Origin of the sequence: Burkholderia sp. THE68 (genome assembly GCF_009938265.1) — a bacterium.
Classification (GTDB): domain Bacteria; phylum Pseudomonadota; class Gammaproteobacteria; order Burkholderiales; family Burkholderiaceae; genus Caballeronia.
Genome location: NZ_AP022315.1, coordinates 1,388,215 through 1,409,218, shown reverse-complemented (window position 1 = coordinate 1,409,218; position 21,004 = coordinate 1,388,215). Strand labels below are relative to the sequence as shown.

The window sequence follows — 21,004 nt, the reverse complement described above, 5'->3', positions numbered from 1 at the left end:
TGTATGCAAAATTCGATCGGCTAAGCGAGCAGAAACACGCCGCATCCGATCAGCGCGGCGCTCCACAACCAGTCGATGTTGATCCAGCCGCTGCGTAGAAAGCCGAGCCCGCCGCGCTCCTGTACCGACATCGCGAACATGGAGATCGCGGCGATCACCGCCAGCATCGCGCCGGTATGCACCGTCAGCGCGAGCGCGCTGGCCTCGAACGCCTGCCCGGTTACCTTGCCCGTGCAAAGCGGCAGGAGCGCCGGCACGAGCATCAGCCCCGCGCCGTGCGCGCTCGACATCACGAACGACCACAGCGCGAGCCCGGCGAGCCCGGTGCGCATGCCGACGGTCGGGCGTCCGCGATGCCCGCGCCACACGCTCCACACGCCCCAGCCGATCAGAAGCGCCCCGCACGCGCGCGCGAGCATGTCGTGGCCGATGAACGCGCCGAGCGTCAACGCGCCCGCCAGCACGAGCGCGACCGACACCGCGTGACCCAGCGCGATCGGCACGAGCGACACGAGCGCGACTCGGCGGCTGCGCGCATAGAGCCCGAGCGCGACGGCGAAGAGCCATCCCATCGCGGGATTGAGACCGTGAAACGCGCCGAGGCCCGCGGCGGTGAAGAGGAGCGCGGGCGAGGCGGCGTCCATGCGAGGCGGCTCGTGGCGTGTCAGGGGTAACAGTAGGAATCCGACGAGCAATCGCCGCCCTGCAGCCGGATCTGATGCGGCCGCTGTCCTTTCGGCCAGTCGATGAAAAACTTCTCGTCGACGGCGAGGCCGCCGTTCGGATCGGCGTCGAGCTTCACCATCCAGCCTTCGATGCCATCGGGATAGAACTGCGCATCCACCGCGCCGTACAGCGAATTCGTGAAGTAGACACGGCGGCCGTCGCGACTCACTTCGACCATTTGCGGGCCGCCGTTCAACGCACCGTTCGCCGCGCCCGGATGCGTTGCGCGCGCGACCACGCCGCCTATGCGAACCTTGCCCGTCAGCTTCGGCGCGAACGGATCGGAGACGTCGTACTGCAGCATGTCGCCGGTGCCCCAGCACGACACGTAGAGAAAGCGGTCGTCCATCGACAGATCGATGTCCGAGACGAGCGGCGGCACCGCGCCGAAGCCCTTGAGCAGCGGCGGCAGCGCATCGGCGTCGGCGGGCTCGGCGGGTATGTCGATGATCTTCTTCACCGCCCATTTGTCCTTGTCGCGATACCAGGTCCAGATCGACGACGACAGATCCTTCAGGCTGATCACGCAGTTGACGAAGCCATATGCCTTGGTCGGATCGTGCGCGGGACGCAGCTCGAACACGAGCTGATATTCGTCGCCGAAGTCGATTTCCTGAATGTGCTTGCGCTTCGTGAAGTCCCAGAAATGCAGCTTGCGCCCGTACTTCGCGCCGAGCAGTATTTCGGGGACGAGGCCGTCCTCGAAGGTGTCGGGCGTGCCCCATTCGCTCGTGACCATCGTGTCGTAGCCGAGATGCCACCAGCCGTCGTACGCGAGTTGCTGCGGGCCGCGATCCACCTCCCAGCGGCCGAGCGGATCGAAGCTCTGCTGATCGAGGATCAGCACGCCGCCCGGCGCCTTGCCTTCGGCGTTGCCGAGCGCCGTGACGTAGATGCCGCCCGGTCCGCAGTGCACGGTGTGCGGGCGCGTATAGCCGGTTTTTTCCGCGAGTTCTTCAGGCTCGATCGTCTTCACGATGACGGGCTTCTTCGGATCGGGCTTCGTGTCGAGGATATGGATGCGCGACGAGCGCAGCCCCGGCACGACGAGATAGCGCCGCTCCATGTGCGGATGCGGCGCGTTCGGGCACAGACAGGACGAGCACGCGTTCCAGCCGAAGTGATGCAGTTCGTCGCCGGTATCGGGCATCGCGAGTTCGCCGACGATCTTCGTATAGTCGGGCGAATCGGGATCGACATCGACGACGGCGATTCTGTCCGGCGTCTTGCGCTCGGGATCGAACGTCGCCACGTAGGCGAGTGTTTCACGCGGCGCCTTGGCCGCGAGGCGCGGGGAAGGATAGAAGCTCGGGTCCGGTTTCCATGTTGCCATGTGCGTCTCCCAGTGGATTTGCTTGACTGCGAAGCAGACGTGCAGAAGCACTATAGGACACAAGGAGGCGGCACGCTGACGCTGACTCCGGCGCGACGATCTGCGCCTACAATAGAGGCATCGCTCCAAGACCTATAGAGGAGGACGCGATGGCCGAGCCGATGATCAGCCTGTTGGCGGGAATCGTCCTGGTGCTATGCATCGCGGTGGTTCTCGTGATGCATCACCGACACCCGCATATCCAGACCCCGAAGGCACGCTGGCTGGATTCGCATCCACCGCGCGACTGGCGGCACAGGCATTGAAGGTAGTGCAACCTGAAGTAGCCGAATGAGGCGCCGGCACGGACCGGCGCCTTGTCTTTGTTGCGGCGCGAGAAGACATTTCAGCGCCTTGGCCCTTTCATCGCCTCGGCTTCCCGCGCGGCGTTCCATTCCTCGCTGTTTTCGATCGGGTCCATGCCCTCGTCGATGGACGCCGACGCGCGCTCCGCCACCGAGCGCGTTTCCTCTTCGGCGTCGTCGTCGATGATGCCGTCCTCGTCGGCGGGCGGCTCCAGCATGTCGTGCAGCATCGCCTCCAGCTCCGGCGTATCCCACGGTTCGCCGCGCTGCTTCTTTTTCTTGATGTAGTGCCGCACTTCGGCATCCTGCTCAGCAGTCAGCGGAAGCCCGCGGAAGGTGCGGTTGGCGTCGAAGTCACTCATGTTCGCTCCTGTCGCGCATGACCCTAGTGTAACGCCGTTCGTCTGCAGGTAAAAACGCGCCAGTCAGCCGAGCGGAGGCAGGCGTCTTTCGATCGGCGTCGCCTTCACGATGGCCGTGCTCGTCGCGGCGCGCTCGGTGACGCGCGAGAGAATGTCGTCGAGATGTTCGATCGAGCGCAGATAGAGGCGGCAAACGAAGCAGTCGTCGCCGGTCACCTTGTCGCATTCGACGAATTCGGGGATACGCCGGATCGCTTCTTCGACGAGATGCAGTTGTCCGGGCAGCGGCTGCACGCGCACGATCGCCTGCAGCGTGTAGCCGAGCGCACGCGGATCGATATCGACGGTGAAGCCGCGTATCACGCCTTGCGTTTCGAGCCGCCGAACGCGCTCGGCGGTGCTCGGCGCCGACAGGCCAACGCGCTTCGCAAGCTCGCTGATCGCGATACGTCCGTCGCTCGCGAGCACGCCGATGAGTTCGCGATCGATGGCGTCGATACCCGTCGGTAGCGGGCTGCTTAGGTTCTTTCCCATGATGGCCTTCGATTCAAAGGTCGAAAGATGTGCGTGCCTCATTTTAGGCATGGTTTTGGGCAAAGCGCATCGATAGACTTGAAGGCATCGAAACCTGCATGGCAGAACCAGAATGAACACCGACAGAATCAATGCGCGCTTTACCGGCGCAACGAACGCAAATGAGCTGCGCCGCGGCGCGATCGAGATGTCGCTCGCGATGCTGATGTCGGGCACGATCGGCTGGCTGGTCGTGTCCTCGGGACAGACGCCGTGGAACGTGGTGTTTTTTCGCTGCGTGTTCGGCGGGGCGACGCTCATCGCCGTATGCGCGGCGCTTGGCTTTCTGAAGAAACGTTATTTCTCGTGGCGCATGATCGGGCTCGTCGCGCTCGGCAGTGTGGCGATCGTCGGCAACTGGCTGTTGCTGTTCGCCGCGTACTCGCGCGCGTCGATCTCGATGGCGACCACTGTCTACAACACGCAGCCGTTCATGCTCGTCGCGCTGGGCGCATTGGTGCTGCGCGAGCGCGTGTCGGCGTCGACACTCGCGTGGCTCGGCATCGCGTTCATCGGACTCGTGATGGTGGTGCGCGTCGAGCCCGCCGTGCTGGCGATGCCGGGACAGTATCTCGAAGGCATCGCGTATGCGCTCGGCGCGGCTTTTCTTTACGCGATCTCGTCGATCGTCACGAAGCGTCTGAAGGGCACGCCGCCGCATCTGATCGCGATGCTGCATGTGCTGTTCGGCATCGTCATGCTCGCGCCGTTCGCGCGCTTCGATCAGATGCCCGCGTCGCTGGGCGGATGGTCGGATCTCGTCGTGCTCGGCGTCGTCAACACGGGACTCATGTACGTGCTGCTCTACGGCGCGATCCAGAAGCTGCCGACCGCGACGACGGGCGCGCTGTCGTTCATCTATCCGGTGGTCGCGATCGTGGTCGACTGGCTCGCGTTCGGGCAAAGGCTCGCATGGCTGCAAGTGGCTGGCGCCGTGCTCATTCTGCTCGCGGCGGCGGGGGTGAATCTGCAGTGGCGGATCGTGCCGGGACGTACGCCCCGGTAATCCCTCCGTTCACTATGCGGCGTGCGGAAGATCGCGCAGTGCTTCGGGATGCGCCACGGCAACGCGCAAGAGTGTTTGAGCCGCGCCCGTCGGATTGCGGCGGCCTTGTTCCCAGTCCTGAAACGTGCGGATGGAAACACCGAGCAATGCGGCGAACTCCGACTGAGACACGCCGACCTTCGCGCGCGCCAACGCTGCAACGGTCGGTTCGACGCGGGTCGTGCGTGCTGCGCGCCCCTTCTTCATATCGCGAACCGATTGAAGGAGGTCGGCCTGAAATTTCTCGAGTTCCATATCCATGTTGAATTGCCTCACGAAGCTGGTTGAGGAGAGCTGCTGGCAGATTGTCGAATTTCGCCTTCGAGTATGCGATCAAGAGCCAGATCTCGCCGTCGTCCAGGAGGTTGTAGTAGATGACGCGCGCGCCGCCGCGCTTTCCTTTGCCGGGCGTGGTCCAGCGAACCTTGCGTAATCCTCCCGTGCCGGGTATCACGGCGCCCGCCAGCGGATTATTCGCAAGCCATACGATGAACGCCTCGCGCTCCGGGTCTTGCCAGATTTCGTCGGCGTAGCGCTGGAAAACCGCGGTTTCGATGATCGTGTACATCGTATCGATTATACGGCATTGCCGTATGTACCGAAAACCCCGCACACCGCGCACTTTCAGGCCGACTCATCGCGAATCGCTCACTCGTATAGAATGGCGCCCCTTTCCGACTACATCGAAATCCCGCCATGTGGTTCAAGAATCTCCAGCTTCACCGTCTTCCCGCACACTGGTCCGTCACGCCGAATCAAATGCAGCAATGGCTCGCGCCGCTTGCCTTCAGCGCCGCGTCGAGCATCGAGAACGAGCGTCGCGGCTGGGTCTCCCCGCGCGGCGACGATGCGCTCGTCTACACGGCGAACCGTCAGATGCTCATCACTTATCGGGCGGAGAAAAAGCTGTTGCCCGCGTCGGTCGTCACGCAATTCGTGAAGGAGCGCGCGGCCGAGCTCGAGGAGCAGCAGGGCTTAAAACCCGGCCGAAAACAGTTGCGCGAGCTGAAAGAGCAAGTCACCGATGAACTCCTGCCGCGCGCCTTCAGCATTCGCCGCGACACGCGGGTGTGGATCGATCCGGTGAACGGCTGGCTGGCGATCGATTCGGCATCGGCGACGCTGTGCGACGACATCATCGGTATGCTCGTGAAATCCGTCACCGATCTGCCGCTCGCGAGCGTACGCACCGCGCGCGCGCCGGTATCCGCGATGACCGAGTGGCTGCTCTCCGGCGACGCGCCCGCAGGCTTCACGCTCGACCGCGATACCGAACTGCGCTCGACCGGCGAGGGCAACGCCACGGTGCGCTACGTCGGCCACGCGCTCGAAACGGAGGACATGCGCCGCCATATCGAAGCGGGCAAGCAGTGCATGCGTCTTGCGATGACATGGAACGACCGCGTGTCCTACGTGCTCACGCCGTCGCTGACGTTGAAGCGCGTAAGCGCACTCGACGTCATCAAGGAAGCCGCCGATCCCACCGCGACCAACGACGACGAGCGTTTCGAATCCGATTTCATCCTGATGACGGGCGAGCTTGCGCGCATGCTGTCGGCGCTGACGGACGCGCTGGGCGGCGAAGAGGATCTGCGCGCCGCCGCGTAGAAACAGGTATCAGGCAGCGGGCGCCGACGCGAACGCGTAGCCGTTCTTGCCATTGCGCTTGACGGTGTACATGGTCTCGTCGGCGGCGGCCACGAGCCGCCAGTAATCGTTGACGCGATCCGGAAAGCTCGCGATGCCGATACTCGCGCGCACGATCGACAGCCCCATCTGCGCGTCGGTCTCGCCGACGCAGGCGATGATCCGTTGCGCGATCGCTGCGAGCTCGCCATCGCTCGAAAACTCGCGCACGAGCAGCGCGAATTCGTCGCCGCCGATGCGCGCGACCAGATCGCCGCCGCGCACCGTCTGGCGAAAACGGCGCGACACCGCGATCAGAAACTCGTCGCCGATGCGGTGGCCGTGCGTATCGTTGACGCGCTTGAAGCCATCGAGATCGATATACAGCACGGCGATGCGCGCCGCGCCGCGCGCGTTATCCGCGAGCGCGTTGGCCGCTTCCTCCAGCGCCGCGAAGAGCTTGCGGCGGTTGGGCAGGCCCGTCATCGGATCATGCAGCGACGCCTGCTCGAATTCGTTGGAGATGCCGAGAAGCTGCCGGTTGCGCTTGGCATACATGCCGAGCGCGGTGATGAGCACGCCGAAGACGATCGCCGACAGCGCGATCAGCGTATGCGACACGCTCAGGATGCGCTCGCGCACGTCCTCGCTCGTACGATCGCGCGCGGTGCGCCACCAGGCATAGGTGGAATCGAGCGCGGAACTCGCTTCGCCGAGCGCGGTGGCTGGCGAGAGCACGGCCGAAGGCACGGACGGCGCCGGCATCGGGCTCGATGAAACGAGCGCATGCAGCGCGGCGAGCCGTGCGGCCAGTTCCATGCGCGCGTCGCGATATGCGGCCTGATGCTGCGGATCGCCGGCGGGCACGCTCTGCAGCGAAAGTGCAGCGGCGCGGGCGGCGTCGGCGCGCTCGACGGCTTCGAGCACCAGCCCGACGTATTCCTGCTGCAACTGCGCGGAAAAGATCGCACGGACCTGCAACGCCAGGAACAGCAGGCCGATCAGAAGGCACAGCAACGCCGCGCCCGCGAGCGGCGCGGGGCCCGGCATGCGCGCGCGTTCGAACGCGCGCCGCACCCGCGTTGCCAGTGTCCCCTCAGGGGCGGGAATACTCCTCTCGCTGACGGTTCGGGACATTGTTTCGATAGCTCACTCGATGAAAGAATGCGCCCACGCGCGCGAACAGCCCGCCTTCGGGCTTCGCGTGCGCCTGACGCTTGCGCGCCTGTGCGGACTGGCTGGACTGACTCGCGCGGTTCGCCGCGGCCTGCTGGGTCGCCGACGGGTTGCCACGGCGCTGCGCGGCGGCGCTCTGCTGTTGAGATTGCGTCTGCGCGGAGGTTGCGGCGGCGACTGTCGCGAGCGCTGCGGCGCCGGCCGCGCCCGCGCTGTCCGACGCATCGGCGAGCGGCGGGTTATCGTCGGCGGGTACGTTGTCGGCGAGCGATGCGGTATCGACGGGCGCCGGTCCGTCGTTCGTCGCGTACGTGCTCGTATAGCCGGGGATGGCAGCCGTACCAGGCGCTTCCACCATGCCCGACGACTGCGTCTGCGCGGCGGCGATGGCCGGCTGGTCGATGCCAAGCGTGCTGCGTGCGCTTGCCATCGCTTCGGCGTAGACGCGCTGGTCGTGGTTGAACCACATGCTGTACGCGACTGTGCCGAGCACGCCAATGCCGAGCGCCGTCGCCGACGCCATCCACAGGGCCAGACGCCCGAAGCGCAGCGGCGCGCGAACGGGTCCACGGTCGTCGTCGTAATCGATTGCAGGCTCGGGCAGGTTGATGACAGTGGGATCGTTCGCGGGACTCGCGTGGTCCGCGACAGTCTCTTCGGGCAGCTTTGCGTGGTGAGGCATGACAGCGCTCTCCCAGTACGGATTCATCGGACCGCGGCGTCGGATGCACGCGCAGGGCCCGGTACAGCGCGAATGGCGCGAAATACAGCGCATTCCATCATATGAATCGATGAACGCGATGCGGCTTTGTCGGATATAACAGCCGTTGCCGGTTCGGCTCGCGCCTACCGGCTGAATTTTGCTAAACAATGTAACTCGCACCACACAGCACGACAATCCGGCTTAGCGATGCGGCAGCGAACCGCCGATGCGACTGTCATGCGACGCCCGACGCACTCGCGACGGGGAGCATGTTCGAACCACTACCCTAGCATCCTTCGTTCCACCCCTTTTTTTGATGGATCGGCCATGCATCATTCTTCAGAGGAAGTCGTCCCGCGTATGTGAGCTTGCGCACATACGGGTGATGGCGAGGCGTGACCGCGCGCATCGGTGCGCGCTGGCTCAGTGGCGTTTCGACAACACGACGAGCGCGATGCCGCCGAGTATCGCGACGGAACTCGCGGCGAGCCGCGCCGTGAGCGCCTCGCCGAGCAGCAGGACACCGCCCGCCGCCGTGATGACGGGCACGCTCAGTTGCACCGTGGCGGCCACGGCGGGTTTCAATCCTTTCAGTGCCGCGTACCAGACGACATAACCGAGGCCCGAGGTCAACGCGCCCGATGCGGCAGCGTAGACAAAACCGTCGCGATCGAAACGTGCAGTCGTGAACGCCAGCGCGGAAACGGCCACCGCGAACGGCAGCGCGCGCAGGAAGTTGCCCGCCGTCGCCGCGACCGGATCGGACTGGCCGCGTCCGCGCAGCGAATACACGCCCCAGCCGACGCCCGCCACGATCATCAGCGCCGATGACAGCGGCTCGGGCGCGGCGAGCCCCGGCAGCACGAGCCAGACGAGCCCGGCGAGCGCCAGCAGCAGGCCGAGCCATTGAACGACGGCGAGCCGCTCGCCGGTCGCGATGCCGTAGCCGATCATCGTCGCCTGCACCGCGCCGAACAGCAGCAGCGCGCCCGCGCCTGCCGCGAGCCGCACGTAGGCAAAGGAAAACGCCATCGCGTAGACGATCAGCGCGAGCGCCGAGCGCCAGCTTCCGGCGCGGCGCGCGCTAGGTCGATCGCCGCCGCGCGCGAGCAGAATGACTCCCAGCACGAGCGTCGCCGACGCGATGCGTACGAGCGTGAAACTCGCCGCGTCGATCTGCGTGCCTTTGAGCGCGAGCCGGCACAGCAGTGAATTGCCGGCGAAGGCGAGCATCGCGACGACGGTCAACAGCGCGATGCGCGCGCCGTGGGACGAAGGCGCGGAGGAGACGGCGTCGGACCTGTGATTGGGCATCGGCTGAGCGCGGAGGGGAGCGTGCTCACTGTATCGCGTGCCAGCCGTAAAGACATGCTGCGCCGCCTCAGTCCGTGGTGAAGGGCCGCGGCGGCGCATTGCCTTCCATGCCGAAGCGCTCGAATTCGGAGATCACCTGCGCGCCGAAGAGCAGCAGCGTGGCGAGCGCTTCGAGGCTGAACAGCACGACGATCGACGTGGTCAGCGAGCCATACACGACGCTCACTTGTGAAAGCGTCGCGAAATACCAGACGAGCACATGCCGCGTGATTTCCCAGAGCACGGCCGCCGTGATGCTGCCGAGCAGCGCGAGCCGCACGGACGGCCGGCCGACCGGCATCACGAGATAGATCGACGTGAGCACGAAAATCTCGCCCGCGACGCCGAGCAGATAGAGCAACAGCCGCGACACGCCTTTGAGCGACACCTCGACCCCGAGCAGATCGACGCTGTTGGTGCCCATCGCCTGCAGGCCGTTCGACACGAGCGTGACGATCAGCATGCCGACGCCGAGAAACAGGATGTAGCAGTAGGGCAGGAGCGCGGAGAGCAGAAAATGCCGGCGGCGGATCGCGACGCGATGCACGAAGATCACGGACATCGCGTTCTCCAGCACGGTGAAGGCGAGCGAGCTGAAGAAGACCATCGTGACCAGCAGCACCCAGCCGAGCACGGCGCGATGGGCGAGAAAATTGGCGAGTTCGCGCACGATCGCGCGCGCCTGTCCCGGCACGAGCCATTCGAGCAGATGCGCGAGCGTATCGAGCAAGGCTTGCTGTCCGACGAACTTCGACAGCACGATGACGATCAGGATCAGCATCGGCACGATCGACAGCAACGCGTAATACGCCACCGCGCCCGCCAGCAGCAAACCCTGGTTCGCGCGAAAAGCCTTCAGCGTTCGTAACACGAAGCCGAACGGATTTCGGGCGACGCTTCTTACCTGTGGACCCAGCACGGGGCCGAGAATCTTCGACATGGGACCTCCGCGGCGCGAACGCTGCCCATCCTGTGCGGATCAGCAAGTTTCGCACCCATGCCCGCGGAGGGCCGAGCGCACGTCAGCCCGGCCTGCGCGCCTCACTGCGCGCTGCGGCCTGCTGCGCGGCTTCCTCGAACGCGAGGTCGAGCATGATGTCCACCTCGGGCGCGGGCAGATCGGCCGCGTCGACGTTGCGCAATCGGCAGAAGAGCGCGAGCGCCTCGGCTGCGGCGGCGAAGGCGTCGTTCATATCGCGGGAGTTCAGGCGTTTTTTTCTCATGCTCCGCATAACGGCAGGCGCACGATTGGACTTTAATAAGCGGCGACGCCGTTTCACCTTCGGCATTTGATGGATTACTCTAAGTACATAACACGAGCCCGTCGAAGGCACTGGAGGACACCATGGCCGCATCCCACGCAACCTCCGCCGCCGACGCCGCCGCGCTCGGCGCCGACGCTGAAATCGTCGACGCCGACGAACGTCTCTACAACCACGACCTCGCGCCCGTGCCGCGCGCGAAACGCACCTGGAACGGCTACAGCATCTTCGCGATGTGGATGTCGGATGTGCATAGCGTCGGCGGTTATACCTTTGCTGCGAGCCTCTTTCTGCTCGGCATCTCGGGCTGGCAGGTGTTGCTTGCGCTCACCATCGGCATTCTCGTCGTCTATGTGCTGATGAACTGGGTCGGCAAGCCGAGCCTCAGGCACGGCATTCCGTTTCCGGTGATGGCGCGCGTCTCGATGGGCGTGATGGGCGCGAATCTCGCCGCGCTGATTCGCGGTGTGGTCGGGATCGTGTGGTACGGCGTGCAGACGTATTTCGCGTCGAAGGCCGTAGCGACCCTGCTGCTCCTGTTCGTGCCGTCCGTCATCGCGTGGCGCGATACGAGCTTCATGCGCCTCGACATGCTCGGCTGGGTGAGCTTTCTCTTCATGTGGCTCCTGCAGCTCATCATCTTTCAGCGCGGCATGGAGATCATCCGCAAGTTCATCGATTTTTGCGGGCCGGCGGTGTATGTGGTGATGTTCGTGCTGATGGGCTGGATTCTGTATCGCGCGGGGCTTGGCAGCCTGAACCTCACGCTTTCGGGCAAGGTGTTGTCCGGCGACGAGCAACTGCACGCGATGATCAACGCGATCCTGCTCGTGGTGAGCTACTTCGCGGCGCTGCTTTTGAATTTTGGCGACTTCTCGCGCTTCGCGAAGAGCGAGCGGCAGATGAAGATCGGCAATTTTCTCGGGCTGCCGTTCAATTTCGTTGCGTTCGCAATCATCACGGTGATCGTCACGGCGGGTAGCGAGAAGGTGTTCGGCACCATGATCATGGACCCGGTCGAGATCGTGTCGCGCATCGAGAACAAGGTGTGGGTGGCGATCGGCAGCATCACGTTCATCATCGCGACGATGGGCATCAATATCGTCGCCAACTTCGTGTCGCCGGCGTATGACATCGCCAATCTGTTTCCGAAGCATGTGGACTTCAAGAAGGGCGGACTCATTGCGTCGATACTCGCGGTGATCGTGTGCCCGTGGATCTTCGTCGACAGCCCGAAGGCGATCACGATTTTCGTCTCGGTGTTCGGGGCCGTGCTGGCGCCGATGTATGGCGTGATGATGTCCGATTACTACCTCGTGAAGCGACAGCAGGTGCGGACCGCCGATCTCTATACGATGCAGCCGGGCGGGCGCTTTTACTACGACGGCGGCTGGAACAAGGTGGGGCTCGCGGCGTTGCTGGTGTCAGGCGTGATTTCGGTCGGTTGGGAGCTGTCTACGCAGATGCTCAAGCTGTTGCCGCCGAATAATCTCGGCTGGTTGATTGGAGCGGTGGTGGGGGCGTTGCTTTATGTGCTGTTTATGCGCATAGCGAATCGAAGGTAGGTTTTCGCCGGATCCCGTTTTCGCGTCGGTTCATTGGCGTTGCCCCTGTGCGGGGCGGCAGTCACTTTCTTTGCTGCTGCAAAGAAAGTAACCAAAGAAAGCAGCTTTCCCCATCCAAAGTACTTCATGCCGGCCGCGGCACAGGCGATCGGTCTTGGCGCAGCATTAGCGAGTGCCCTCGTAGGCCAGGCCGGGCTTGGACCGCGCACGGTCTGACACATCGCGCTGCCCGCGTGGCTGGTTCAGCACGAAACGGCTCCGGCCCGCTTCGCGGCCGACGGGTTTATCGGGTGCGCGCGTGCTTCCATACCAAGTTATCCATACCAATGGTTTCCCTTGCATACCCTACGGCAGCGCGTAGCGCTGTGCCGATGCTATTTCGTGCTGAACCAGCGTCCCTTGGGTACTAGCTTGTCAGACCGTGCGCGGTCCAAGCCGGGTTAGGCCTACGAAGGCACTCGCTACAGAGGCCACGAACAACGAGAAGAACACCTAAATTGCGTGTGACCGCGGGCGTCTCGAGCTGCTTTCTTTGGTTACTTTCTTTGCAGCAGCAAAGAAAGTGACTGCCGCCCCGCACAGGGGCAACGCTAATCGACCCCCGCGATCACGGGATCCGGCAAAAGCATTCCTCAAACGAATCCGCCGACCCGGCCCAAAACCTCGTCACTTCAGCCACTTACGCACATCCTGCTCCCATTCCGGCTGGCCGCAATTCGGCGGATTTTCCGGTCCGAGCACGGTGATATAGCCCTTGTCCTTCATACATGCCTCATAGGCCCGCACCTGTGTACAGCGGCCAACGCCCGCCTGCTTCGCGGTGGCCTTGCAAGCGGACATCGAGTTGTCCATTCCGCTGAAATCGGCGTTGGCGTCAGCGTCGTTCCATGAAGGCGGATTCGCGCTGGCCGAGAACTCGACGGGCGTGCTGCACGCGGCGAGCGCGAGCGCGGCAACGGAAACCAGACACGAGCGGAAAAATCGATTCATTTGCTTGCACTCCTTTTTCTTGAGCTCTTGTTGAAGGCGCGTGATTCGCCGCCTATTATTCCCCGCTGTCATTGCGCGCGCCGCATTTTTTTGTTCTGCCCGGAGCATTGGATGAAGCCCATACCGCTCGCCCGTGTCGTGTCGTCGTGCTTCGCTGTTGTCACATTGGCGCTCGCTTCGGCCGCATTCGCCGATGACGTCTCCTTCGGCCAGGATCAACTCTGCGGCTTGCAGACCGCTCGACCCGACCACAACGCCGCCGTGCAGGTGAAAACCGTGCAAGGCAGAAACGGGCCGATCGGCTACGCGCGTTTCGGGCACGGAACGCCGCTTCTGCTCATCACAGGCTATCGCGCGACGCTCGGCGAATGGAACGCGTATTTTCTGGGCGAACTCGCGAAGCATCATGAGGTCATCGTATTCGACAATCGCGGTGTCGGACGCTCGGCCACAGTGGAAGGGCGCTTCGGTCCCGACTACGGCATCCGCGACATGGCCGCCGACGCCGCCGATGTCATCGCGGGCCTGAAGCTGCAACGTGCCGACGTGGTCGGCTGGTCGATGGGCGGCATGATCGCGCAGCAACTCGCGCTCGACGCGCGCGAGAAAGTCGCATCGCTGACGCTGATCGCCACTGCGCCGCCGGGGCCGCAGGCGGTGCCGCTGACGCCCGAGGTGCAGCAAGTACTGTCGAGCTCGGGCGCCGATGCCTTCGGCAAGATCATGGGCGTGCTGTTTCCCGCCGATGCCGTCGCGGATGCGTCGAAGTGCTTCGTCGGCGACATGTTCGCGCCGCGCGACTACAAGGGCAGGCCCGTGCCCGATGCAGTCGCCACCCAGCAGAATCAGGCGATGACGCGCTGGTTCGTCGATTCCGCCGCGGCCATTGCCTTGCGCCGCTTGCCGACGCGCACACTGATCATCGCGGGCGCGAACGACGAGGTCCTCGCGGACGCCAACGCGCGCCGTCTCGAACAGATGATTCCGCGCGCAAGGCTCGACGTGGTCGCGGACGCGGGGCACGCCCTGATGTTCCAGTATCCGATCGAACTCGCGCGGCACATCGACGCGTTCGTATCGAAGTGATCGATGAGCCGATACGACAACGTTTGCTGATTCCTGGCGCACGCAGCGCGCATGTTCCCGCTTGTGCTGGCTTTCAGCGGACCTTCATACTGTCCCGCAATCGTGATGCGAAAGCACTCACGTCGATAACTAGAAGAGTGCCGGGGATACCATCATGAAGTCACGCTTTACCGACGTTCATCTGCGCGCGGTCGAACTGGCCGATTCACATCTCGCGCAACTCTACATGGAGTGCGTCGACGCCGAGGCGCGGCTTTCGGGCGCGAGCAGGCTTGCGGCCGTGGCCGTGTTCGAGGCGCGCGACAAGAAGCTCGACGACTTGTGGTCACGTCTGAACGCACTCGATCCGCGACTGTGCCGCGAGTTGAAGCACGCGGTGCGGGACTGGCACGACATCGCGGTGAAACTGCGCGGCGGCGAATGATTTGAGACGCTCGAGCAGCCGAACGAGACGCTGCGACATTCGCGCGCAAGGCCGCCGCAATTAACCTTTCTCCATCGACGCAATGAGAGCGCGCCCCGCGCTTTCCACGCAAATCCAGGGAGAAGGGCAATGAATGGCACCAATGGTACGAACAATCGCGCACCGATGCCCGTAGCGTTCTTCGGCATTCCAGTAGGTTTTCTCGCGCTCGCGGGGGCGTGGCGGGCGGCGGCTCGCGTATGGGCGGTTCCCGATGCGTTGCCCGTGTTTCTGACGGTGGCGGTGCTCGTCGTGTGGCTCGCGATGCTGGTCGGCTATGGACGCAAGTGGCTCGTCGAGCGGGATGCGGCCATCGCGGAGATGCGTCATCCGGTGCAGTCTTCCTTCGCGGCGCTCGTGCCGGTATCGACGATGCTCGCCGCGCAAGCGGTGCAGACCTATTCGCGTGAGTTGGCCATTGCGCTGTTCGCGCTCGGCGCGGTGAGTTCGCTTGCGCTCGGTGCCTATCTGCATGGACGTTTCTGGCAGGGCGGCCGCAAGCCCGAGCTGACCACGCCGGCCGTCTATCTGCCGACGGTCGCGCCGAGCTTCGTCGCGGGAACGGCAGCGGCGGGTCTGGGATTCACGCAAATCGGCATGTTGTTCTTCGGCGCGGGCGTGTTTTCGTGGCTCGCGATCGAATCGATCGTGCTGCATCGCGCGGCCGTGCATGAAGCGCTGCCCGATGCGCTGCGCCCGACCCTCGGCATTCAGCTTGCGCCGCCGGTCGTGGGAGGCGTGTCGTATCTCGCGATCACGCACGGCGTGCCGGACATGTTCGCTTACATGATGCTCGGCTATGGTCTCTATCAGGCGTTGATGCTGACGCGGCTCGTGCCGTGGATTCGTCAACGCGCGTTCACGCCTTCGTACTGGGCGTTCAGCTTCGGGGCGGCCGCGCTGCCTACGATGGCGATCAGAATGCTCGAGCGCGGCGCAACCGGGCCGATGGTGTGGATTGCGCCGGTGGCGTTCGTTGCTGCCAACGTGCTTATCGGAGCCTTGATCGTCGGGACGGTGCGGGCGATCGTGAAGGGCGATCTGCTGCCGGCTGCGGCGTCGAATGTCACGCCGATCAGCGATAACGTTCGCTCCATCGAACGCCGGGGAGCGGCGGGCTCGCGCTGAACGGGCTGGCGACATCACAACGTCAGCACTTCTCCCGCCTGCAAGGCCCGTAGCTCAACCCCCGGCAACGCGGCGCGCAACTCATCGAGAATCTGCGCGCCGTGCGGCGGTTTCAGATGCGAAATCAGCAACTCCGCCTTCATCCCGACGCCTCTCACATCATCCGCGATAAGCCTCGGGCAATAGTGCTGCGCCGCATGCGCCAACGCAATCTGCGCATCCGGAAACGCAGTCTCGACGATCACATGACGCAATCCCGGCAACGCCGACACCGTCGCCCAGAACTCGGGATTCGTCGTCGTATCGCCGCTGAACGCGAGGCACGCCTGTCCGCTCGAAACCGCAAAGCCCATCGACGGCACCGTATGCCGCGCAGGCAATGCCGTCACGACGCGCCCATTCAGCGCCCAACACTCGCCGACTTCCAGCGCTTCGAACCTCACCCCTGGCGAATCGGGCGATGGAATGCGCGTGAAGTCCGGCCAGATCAGATTGTTGAAGATATGCGCGCGCAGAATATCGAGCGTCGCGCGGCTCGTGTGGACGGTCAGCGGCGCATCGCGCGCATCGCCCACGGCGTCGATCATGAGCGGCAGATACGCGATGTGATCCAGATGCGAATGCGTGAGGAACACATGATCGATACGCGCGAGTTCGTCATCGCTCAAAACGGCGACGCCCGTGCCGGCATCGATCATGATGTCGTCATCGACGAGCAGCGCCGTCGTGCCGCCAGGGTCATGGGCGGCGTCCGCGCCGCTGCCGATCGCGCCGCTACAGCCGAGTACCCGAACCTTCATGATGCGTCCGCCTGTGAGTTCATTTCGTATCGAATGCGCTTACGCAATCCCAGTCCTCGGGCAACGCGACGCCGCGCAGCGCATCGATGCGCCTGCGATAGATCGCATACACCTGTCGCTCAGGATACTGCGCGGCGAGCGTCGCGAGTAGCGTTTCCGCCTCGTCCCACTCGCGCGCGCGATAGTGGGCGAGCGCCGCATGCCAGCGCGCGAGCGCATCGGCATGTTCGTGCTGCGGTTGCGGCTCGAACACCGCGATCGGTGCGACGCGGCCCTTCACGCGCACGCGATCGATCTCGCGAAACACGATCTCCGGCGCCTGCTCGCGGGTCGCCTCGCCGACGATGATGTCGATATCGAAGCGCCGCGTGAGTCCTTCGAGCCGCGCCGCGACGTTGACCGCATCGCCCATCACCGTGTAGGCCTTGCGCACCGACGAGCCCATGTCGCCGACCGTCATCGGCCCCGTATTGATGCCGATGCCGATCGACAGGGTCGGCCAGCCGCGCGCCGTGAGCGTGCGGTTCAGCTCGACGAGCGCCGCGCGCATGCCGAGCGCCGCCGCGACCGCATGGCGCGCATGGTCCGGATCGTCGACGGGCGCGCCCCAGAAGCCCATGATCGCATCGCCGATGTATTTGTCGAGCGTGCCGCGATGCGCGCGGATCACTTCGGTCATCGTGCCGAGATACTCGTTCATCAGGCGCGCGAGCGCTTCGGGTTCGAGCGTTTCGGCAATCGCGGTGAAGCCTAGCACGTCGCAGAAGAGCACGGTCAGTTCCGCGCGGCGGCCCGCCATGCTGTAGTCCTCGGGATGGCGGCTCATTTCCTCGACGAGTTCGGGCGGCACGTATTGCCCGAACAGCGCGGCGAAGTGACGCTTCGCGCGCGCCTCGACGAAATAGCCGTACGACATGTTGAGCACGTAGAGCGCGAGCACGGCGAGCAGCAGCGAGGCTGACGGCTGCGACCAGCCGAGCCGCCCGAACGCGAAGAGATCCGCCGCGACGATCGCGCCGAACAGGATTGCGACCAACAGCGTCGCGCGAGCGGGCGCGCGCCACGGCCACAGAAAAATCATCGCGACGCCGGCGACGGCGAGCGCGAGCGCCTGCAACCTCGCGGCGAACGGCGGCACGAAACGGATCGTGCCGTCGAGCATGCCGCCGATCAGGTTCGCGTTCACTTCGACGCCCGGATAGACCTCGCCCACGGGCGTCGTGCGCTGATCCATCAGGCCGGGTGCCGTCGTGCCGATGAGCACGATCTTGCCCGCGAGCGCGCGCGCCGGGATGCGCCGGGCGAGCACATCGGCGATCGAATAGTAGGGGAAGCTGCCGGCGATGCCGCGATACGGCACCAGTGCGGCGCCGTTCTCATCGACGGGAATGACGCGCGTGCCGCGCGGCGTCGCGAGCGCGAGGCCTTCGAGCGGCGCGGCCGGATCGGTCGGGTTGCCGAACAGCGGGGTGACGGACGCGTCGCCGAACAGCGCGCGGATCACTTCGAGCGAGAGCGCGCCGTAGACGCCATCTTGATGCGCGGTGATGAGCGGCACGCGCCGCACGGAGCCGTCGAAATCGATCACCGGATTGAAGTAGCCCGCGCGTTTCGCGGCCTGTTGCAGCGCGGGCAGATTGCCGCCGTAGCTGGTCCAGTCGAACAGCGTGAAGGGATGCGCGCCGAACGCGCCCTCGCGCAACAGCGGCGCGGGAATCGCGCCGCTCGACACATCCTGATTCGAGAAGTAATAGCCGAGCACGACAGGATGGCCCGCGAGCGCATCGGCGAAGCGCTGGTCGTAGTCGAGGCGTGGCGCGAGTTGTTCGAGCGCCTGACGGTAAGCGGCGTTATCCGCGAGCGCGCCGCGCGCGAGGCCGTCGAGCACGGCGAGTCCCGAACTCGCATCGGGTTCGGCGAACACCATGTCGAAGCCGAGCACGGCGATGCGCTCGCGCGAGAACAGCGCACTCACCAGTTCCGCCATGCGCGCGCGATCCCACGGCCAGCGGCCGAGTTCCGCGAGGCTCTTCTCGTCGATGTCGAGGATCGCGATGCGCGGGTCCGTCGTGCGCGGCATGAAGAGGTGCACTTTGGCGTCGTAGATCATCGCGTCGAGTGAATCGACGAAGCGGATGTCGTAACGCCCGAGTGCGTGTCCCGCGAGCGCGACGACGATCGCGAGCCCCAGCGCCCAGCGCGCGCCCGAGCGTCGCAGCACGAACGCGAGCGGCTCGCGCGTGCTCATTGCGCGGCCCGGATCTGCTCGTTCGCAACGACGAGCCGCGCCGCCAGCACGCGCGCGACGAACTTGTGCATGCGCGCGGCGAGCGCGGGATCGTCGTTTTCGAGGCGTTGCAGGGTCGAGAGGGCGAGGCGCAGCACGACCGTCGGTTCATCGGCGACGACGTCCGCGCTGCGCCGCGCGCCGGTGTACACGGCCATCTCGCCGACGATCGTGCCCGCGCCGAAACTGCGCAGTCTCAAGGTGCGTCCGTCGCCGACCGACAGCGCGACCGTCACGCGTCCCGTTTCGACGAAGTAGATCGAATCGCCCGGATCGGCCTGCCGGAACACGTATTCGCCGGGCGCGAGCGTGAGCGTGTCGAGATGCGGACGCAGCATGTCGAGCGTATCGGGCGGCGTCGACGCGAACGCGCCCTTGCGTGCATCGCGCGACGGTTTCGCCGCGCGCAGCATCTGCGTTTCGATCCATTCGAGGCCGCCGTCGAGATCGGCGAATTCATGCGGTCCGCTCGCGCCTCTCGTATCGGTGATGCCCTTGGCGAACCACGCTTTCAGGATCGGCGACAGCCCGGTCAGCACGAGCTGCGCGTTCGCGCGCGCGCACGCCTGGCGCAGCCGCACGAAGCTCGCGGTGCTCGACGCATCGACGCCATGCACGCGCGCAAAATCGACGAGCACGTAGCGCACGGTATCGTCGGGCCCTTCGATGCGCGCGCGGATATGCGTGAGAATCGAATACGCGGTGCCGAAGAACAGAAAGCCCTGCAGCGCGACACCGTAGAGCGCGCGCGCCTCGGCATCGAGCACGCGGTTTTCGTCGACGGTGCGCTCGACGTTGGAACGCCGGCCGCGCCCGTCGAATTCGAGGCGAAAGCAGTTCACGCGCCCATAGCGCACCACGAACAGCAGACACGCGGCGATCACGCCGAGCAGCACGCCCGCCACGATCCCGTACGCCGCGATGATCACCATGATCGCCGGAATCAGCAGATAGTCGTGCCACGGCAGACGCCGGAACGCGTTGACGAGCCATTCGATCAGCATCGCCGCGCCGATGAAGATCTGCAGCCCGACCAGCACCGGCTTCGGCAACAGCGCCATCAGGCTCGGAAAGCGCGCGATCACGACGAAGCAGAAGAGCGCCGCGAGCACACCCGCGCGCCGGCCTCTCACGCCGAGTCGCCAGTTGGTCATCGTGCGCGTCATCGATTGCGCGCCGACGAGCCCGCCCGCCAGTCCGGTCAGCACGTTCGCGATGCCGGCCGCGCGCATCTCGCGATTGAAGTCGACATCGCGCGAGGCCGTCACGCCGATGCTCGTCGTGTTGAGCAGCACGGTCATTGCCGAGACGGCCGCGACGGCGAGAATCTCGGGGGCGCGCGAGAAGAGTGTCGGCAGCCACGCGTCGTGCAGCAGCAGGAACGGCAGCCGCATGCCGGTGACCGGCTCGTAGTGAAAGAGCAGGCCCATGTGGCGTGCGTCTTCCAGGCTCTTGCCCGAGCCGTGCAGCCCGCCATAGAAGATCGCGATGCCTAGCGCGATCATCGACGGCAATACGATCACATAGCGCGACAGCGGCGTGATGCGCGTGAGCACCAGCAGCCCGATGCCCACGACGAGCGCCGGCACGCTCGCGAGCCACGGCAGCGCCATGAAGATGCCAAACGTGGCGGCGCCGACGGGCGCATCGGTGAGCACGCGGAGCGCACCTTCGAGCAGCAGCAGGCCGGTGCCCGCGAGAAAGCCGCCGATCACCGGAAACGGGATGTACTGGATCGCGTTGCCGCGTTTCCAGTGCGCGAGCGCGAACAGCAGCGCGCCGGTCGTCAGCGACGACACCGCGATCAGCATCAGCACGGTGGAGAGCACGGCGCTGTCGTCGCCGCCCGCGGCGTGCACCGACAGCGCGACGGACGCGGCCAGTCCGGCGAGCAGCGCCGTCGCGTTCGAATCGGGGCCGGCGATCATGAAGGGCACCGAACTCGTCAACGCGATCACGAGCGAGACGATCACGCAGCTCAGGAGCGCGGTCGGCATGCCGGCGGGAAGCCACGGCGTGAGACCGGCGGAGAAGATCATCGCGCCGTAGCCCGCGGCATACGCGAGCGCGAGCAGCGCCGTGAGCACGCCCGCGAGCGTGTCGATGGCGAAGGACGCAAGCGCCGCGTTCAACTGCGATGCGCGCATGATTTCCGTGCCGTGGCTCGCGTTCTCGCTCATCG

At 65.1% G+C, this 21,004-nt stretch carries 21 protein-coding genes; 7 read left to right on the top strand and 14 right to left on the bottom strand.

Annotation, left to right across the window (positions count from 1 at the left end; genetic code table 11):
• Positions 1–20 precede the first annotated feature (20 nt).
• Complete coding sequence (locus BTHE68_RS06705) at positions 21–644, bottom strand: hypothetical protein (RefSeq protein WP_162065672.1); 624 nt, start codon at positions 642–644, stop codon at positions 21–23.
• A gap of 20 nt (positions 645–664) precedes the next feature.
• Complete coding sequence (locus BTHE68_RS06700) at positions 665–2,059, bottom strand: selenium-binding family protein (RefSeq protein ID WP_162065671.1); 1,395 nt, start codon at positions 2,057–2,059, stop codon at positions 665–667.
• A gap of 149 nt (positions 2,060–2,208) precedes the next feature.
• On the opposite strand from BTHE68_RS06700, the gene BTHE68_RS06695 reads away from it, so the two are divergent.
• Positions 2,209–2,364 carry a hypothetical protein gene (locus BTHE68_RS06695; RefSeq protein ID WP_160147456.1) on the top strand — a complete coding sequence of 52 codons (156 nt, stop codon included), beginning with the start codon at positions 2,209–2,211 and terminating at the stop codon, positions 2,362–2,364.
• A gap of 80 nt (positions 2,365–2,444) precedes the next feature.
• Here the strand turns inward: BTHE68_RS06695 and BTHE68_RS06690 are convergent, their stop codons facing one another.
• Both BTHE68_RS06690 and BTHE68_RS06685 read right to left on the bottom strand, forming a co-directional pair.
• Complete coding sequence (locus BTHE68_RS06690) at positions 2,445–2,765, bottom strand: hypothetical protein (RefSeq protein ID WP_162065670.1); 321 nt, start codon at positions 2,763–2,765, stop codon at positions 2,445–2,447.
• 63 nt (positions 2,766–2,828) lie between these two features.
• A complete protein-coding gene (locus BTHE68_RS06685) occupies positions 2,829–3,299 on the bottom strand; it encodes an Lrp/AsnC family transcriptional regulator (protein WP_162065669.1) in 471 nt (156 codons plus the stop codon).
• Positions 3,300–3,411: 112 nt separating this feature from the next.
• Here BTHE68_RS06685 and BTHE68_RS06680 point away from each other — a divergent pair, with 112 nt between their 5' ends.
• Positions 3,412–4,344: a DMT family transporter gene (locus tag BTHE68_RS06680; protein WP_162065668.1), complete on the top strand. Its 933-nt coding sequence runs from the start codon at positions 3,412–3,414 to the stop codon at positions 4,342–4,344.
• A 12-nt stretch (positions 4,345–4,356) separates the two neighbouring features.
• Here the strand turns inward: BTHE68_RS06680 and BTHE68_RS06675 are convergent, their stop codons facing one another.
• Positions 4,357–4,644: a helix-turn-helix domain-containing protein gene (locus BTHE68_RS06675; protein ID WP_162065667.1), complete on the bottom strand. Its 288-nt coding sequence runs from the start codon at positions 4,642–4,644 to the stop codon at positions 4,357–4,359.
• A gap of 435 nt (positions 4,645–5,079) precedes the next feature.
• Between BTHE68_RS06675 and BTHE68_RS06665 the strand changes: the two genes are divergently transcribed.
• Positions 5,080–5,991, top strand: a complete 912-nt coding sequence (locus BTHE68_RS06665) for a recombination-associated protein RdgC (RefSeq protein WP_162065666.1) — start codon at positions 5,080–5,082, stop codon at positions 5,989–5,991.
• A 9-nt stretch (positions 5,992–6,000) separates the two neighbouring features.
• Here the strand turns inward: BTHE68_RS06665 and BTHE68_RS06660 are convergent, their stop codons facing one another.
• From BTHE68_RS06660 to BTHE68_RS06640, 5 genes are all read right to left on the bottom strand, one after another.
• Positions 6,001–7,059: a GGDEF domain-containing protein gene (locus tag BTHE68_RS06660; protein ID WP_162065665.1), complete on the bottom strand. Its 1,059-nt coding sequence runs from the start codon at positions 7,057–7,059 to the stop codon at positions 6,001–6,003.
• Between the two features lie 46 nt (positions 7,060–7,105).
• Positions 7,106–7,867 (bottom strand): hypothetical protein, encoded by a 762-nt coding sequence (locus tag BTHE68_RS06655; RefSeq protein ID WP_162065664.1) that lies wholly within the window; start codon positions 7,865–7,867, stop codon positions 7,106–7,108.
• 444 nt (positions 7,868–8,311) lie between these two features.
• Positions 8,312–9,202: a DMT family transporter gene (locus BTHE68_RS06650; protein ID WP_162065663.1), complete on the bottom strand. Its 891-nt coding sequence runs from the start codon at positions 9,200–9,202 to the stop codon at positions 8,312–8,314.
• A gap of 67 nt (positions 9,203–9,269) precedes the next feature.
• Positions 9,270–10,181 carry a YihY/virulence factor BrkB family protein gene (locus BTHE68_RS06645; protein WP_162065662.1) on the bottom strand — a complete coding sequence of 304 codons (912 nt, stop codon included), beginning with the start codon at positions 10,179–10,181 and terminating at the stop codon, positions 9,270–9,272.
• Positions 10,182–10,263: 82 nt separating this feature from the next.
• Positions 10,264–10,464 (bottom strand): hypothetical protein, encoded by a 201-nt coding sequence (locus tag BTHE68_RS06640; RefSeq protein WP_162065661.1) that lies wholly within the window; start codon positions 10,462–10,464, stop codon positions 10,264–10,266.
• A gap of 122 nt (positions 10,465–10,586) precedes the next feature.
• On the opposite strand from BTHE68_RS06640, the gene BTHE68_RS06635 reads away from it, so the two are divergent.
• The gene (locus BTHE68_RS06635; protein WP_174257993.1) at positions 10,587–12,068 is read left to right on the top strand and encodes an NCS1 family nucleobase:cation symporter-1; all 1,482 of its coding nucleotides are present in this window, start codon (positions 10,587–10,589) and stop codon (positions 12,066–12,068) included.
• A gap of 666 nt (positions 12,069–12,734) precedes the next feature.
• On the opposite strand, the gene BTHE68_RS06630 is transcribed toward BTHE68_RS06635, so the two are convergent.
• Positions 12,735–13,058, bottom strand: a complete 324-nt coding sequence (locus BTHE68_RS06630) for a hypothetical protein (RefSeq protein WP_162065660.1) — start codon at positions 13,056–13,058, stop codon at positions 12,735–12,737.
• A 111-nt stretch (positions 13,059–13,169) separates the two neighbouring features.
• Between BTHE68_RS06630 and BTHE68_RS06625 the strand changes: the two genes are divergently transcribed.
• The 3 genes from BTHE68_RS06625 (at position 13,170) to tehA (ending at position 15,735) form a co-directional block, all read left to right on the top strand.
• A complete protein-coding gene (locus BTHE68_RS06625) occupies positions 13,170–14,144 on the top strand; it encodes an alpha/beta fold hydrolase (RefSeq protein ID WP_162065659.1) in 975 nt (324 codons plus the stop codon).
• Positions 14,145–14,298: 154 nt separating this feature from the next.
• Entirely contained in the window at positions 14,299–14,568 is a 270-nt protein-coding gene (locus BTHE68_RS06620) for a hypothetical protein (protein WP_162065658.1), read from the top strand.
• Positions 14,569–14,697: 129 nt separating this feature from the next.
• Entirely contained in the window at positions 14,698–15,735 is a 1,038-nt protein-coding gene (gene tehA / locus BTHE68_RS06615; RefSeq protein WP_162065657.1) for a dicarboxylate transporter/tellurite-resistance protein TehA, read from the top strand.
• 14 nt (positions 15,736–15,749) lie between these two features.
• Here tehA and BTHE68_RS06610 read toward each other — a convergent pair whose 3' ends face one another.
• From BTHE68_RS06610 to BTHE68_RS06600, 3 genes are read right to left on the bottom strand one after another with little or no spacing between them, the layout of a single operon-like run.
• Positions 15,750–16,535, bottom strand: a complete 786-nt coding sequence (locus BTHE68_RS06610) for a 3',5'-cyclic-nucleotide phosphodiesterase (RefSeq protein WP_162065656.1) — start codon at positions 16,533–16,535, stop codon at positions 15,750–15,752.
• A gap of 19 nt (positions 16,536–16,554) precedes the next feature.
• Complete coding sequence (locus BTHE68_RS06605) at positions 16,555–18,783, bottom strand: CHASE2 domain-containing protein (protein ID WP_162065655.1); 2,229 nt, start codon at positions 18,781–18,783, stop codon at positions 16,555–16,557.
• Positions 18,780–21,002 carry a SulP family inorganic anion transporter gene (locus tag BTHE68_RS06600; RefSeq protein WP_232077915.1) on the bottom strand — a complete coding sequence of 741 codons (2,223 nt, stop codon included), beginning with the start codon at positions 21,000–21,002 and terminating at the stop codon, positions 18,780–18,782. The genes BTHE68_RS06605 and BTHE68_RS06600 overlap by 4 nt, the downstream gene beginning before the upstream one ends.
• Positions 21,003–21,004 lie beyond the last annotated feature (2 nt).

Bases quoted from the DNA above. Each gene is read 5' to 3' on its own strand.
- BTHE68_RS06705 (WP_162065672.1), bottom strand. From the start codon at position 644: ATGGACGCCGCCTCGCCCGCGCTCCTCTTCACCGCCGCGGGCCTCGGC.
- BTHE68_RS06700 (WP_162065671.1), bottom strand. From the start codon at position 2,059: ATGGCAACATGGAAACCGGACCCGAGCTTCTATCCTTCCCCGCGCCTC.
- BTHE68_RS06695 (WP_160147456.1), top strand. From the start codon at position 2,209: ATGGCCGAGCCGATGATCAGCCTGTTGGCGGGAATCGTCCTGGTGCTA.
- BTHE68_RS06690 (WP_162065670.1), bottom strand. From the start codon at position 2,765: ATGAGTGACTTCGACGCCAACCGCACCTTCCGCGGGCTTCCGCTGACT.
- BTHE68_RS06685 (WP_162065669.1), bottom strand. From the start codon at position 3,299: ATGGGAAAGAACCTAAGCAGCCCGCTACCGACGGGTATCGACGCCATC.
- BTHE68_RS06680 (WP_162065668.1), top strand. From the start codon at position 3,412: ATGAACACCGACAGAATCAATGCGCGCTTTACCGGCGCAACGAACGCA.
- BTHE68_RS06675 (WP_162065667.1), bottom strand. From the start codon at position 4,644: ATGGATATGGAACTCGAGAAATTTCAGGCCGACCTCCTTCAATCGGTT.
- BTHE68_RS06665 (WP_162065666.1), top strand. From the start codon at position 5,080: ATGTGGTTCAAGAATCTCCAGCTTCACCGTCTTCCCGCACACTGGTCC.
- BTHE68_RS06660 (WP_162065665.1), bottom strand. From the start codon at position 7,059: ATGCCGGGCCCCGCGCCGCTCGCGGGCGCGGCGTTGCTGTGCCTTCTG.
- BTHE68_RS06655 (WP_162065664.1), bottom strand. From the start codon at position 7,867: ATGCCTCACCACGCAAAGCTGCCCGAAGAGACTGTCGCGGACCACGCG.
- BTHE68_RS06650 (WP_162065663.1), bottom strand. From the start codon at position 9,202: ATGCCCAATCACAGGTCCGACGCCGTCTCCTCCGCGCCTTCGTCCCAC.
- BTHE68_RS06645 (WP_162065662.1), bottom strand. From the start codon at position 10,181: ATGTCGAAGATTCTCGGCCCCGTGCTGGGTCCACAGGTAAGAAGCGTC.
- BTHE68_RS06640 (WP_162065661.1), bottom strand. From the start codon at position 10,464: ATGAGAAAAAAACGCCTGAACTCCCGCGATATGAACGACGCCTTCGCC.
- BTHE68_RS06635 (WP_174257993.1), top strand. From the start codon at position 10,587: ATGGCCGCATCCCACGCAACCTCCGCCGCCGACGCCGCCGCGCTCGGC.
- BTHE68_RS06630 (WP_162065660.1), bottom strand. From the start codon at position 13,058: ATGAATCGATTTTTCCGCTCGTGTCTGGTTTCCGTTGCCGCGCTCGCG.
- BTHE68_RS06625 (WP_162065659.1), top strand. From the start codon at position 13,170: ATGAAGCCCATACCGCTCGCCCGTGTCGTGTCGTCGTGCTTCGCTGTT.
- BTHE68_RS06620 (WP_162065658.1), top strand. From the start codon at position 14,299: ATGAAGTCACGCTTTACCGACGTTCATCTGCGCGCGGTCGAACTGGCC.
- tehA (WP_162065657.1), top strand. From the start codon at position 14,698: ATGAATGGCACCAATGGTACGAACAATCGCGCACCGATGCCCGTAGCG.
- BTHE68_RS06610 (WP_162065656.1), bottom strand. From the start codon at position 16,535: ATGAAGGTTCGGGTACTCGGCTGTAGCGGCGCGATCGGCAGCGGCGCG.
- BTHE68_RS06605 (WP_162065655.1), bottom strand. From the start codon at position 18,783: ATGAGCACGCGCGAGCCGCTCGCGTTCGTGCTGCGACGCTCGGGCGCG.
- BTHE68_RS06600 (WP_232077915.1), bottom strand. From the start codon at position 21,002: ATGAGCGAGAACGCGAGCCACGGCACGGAAATCATGCGCGCATCGCAG.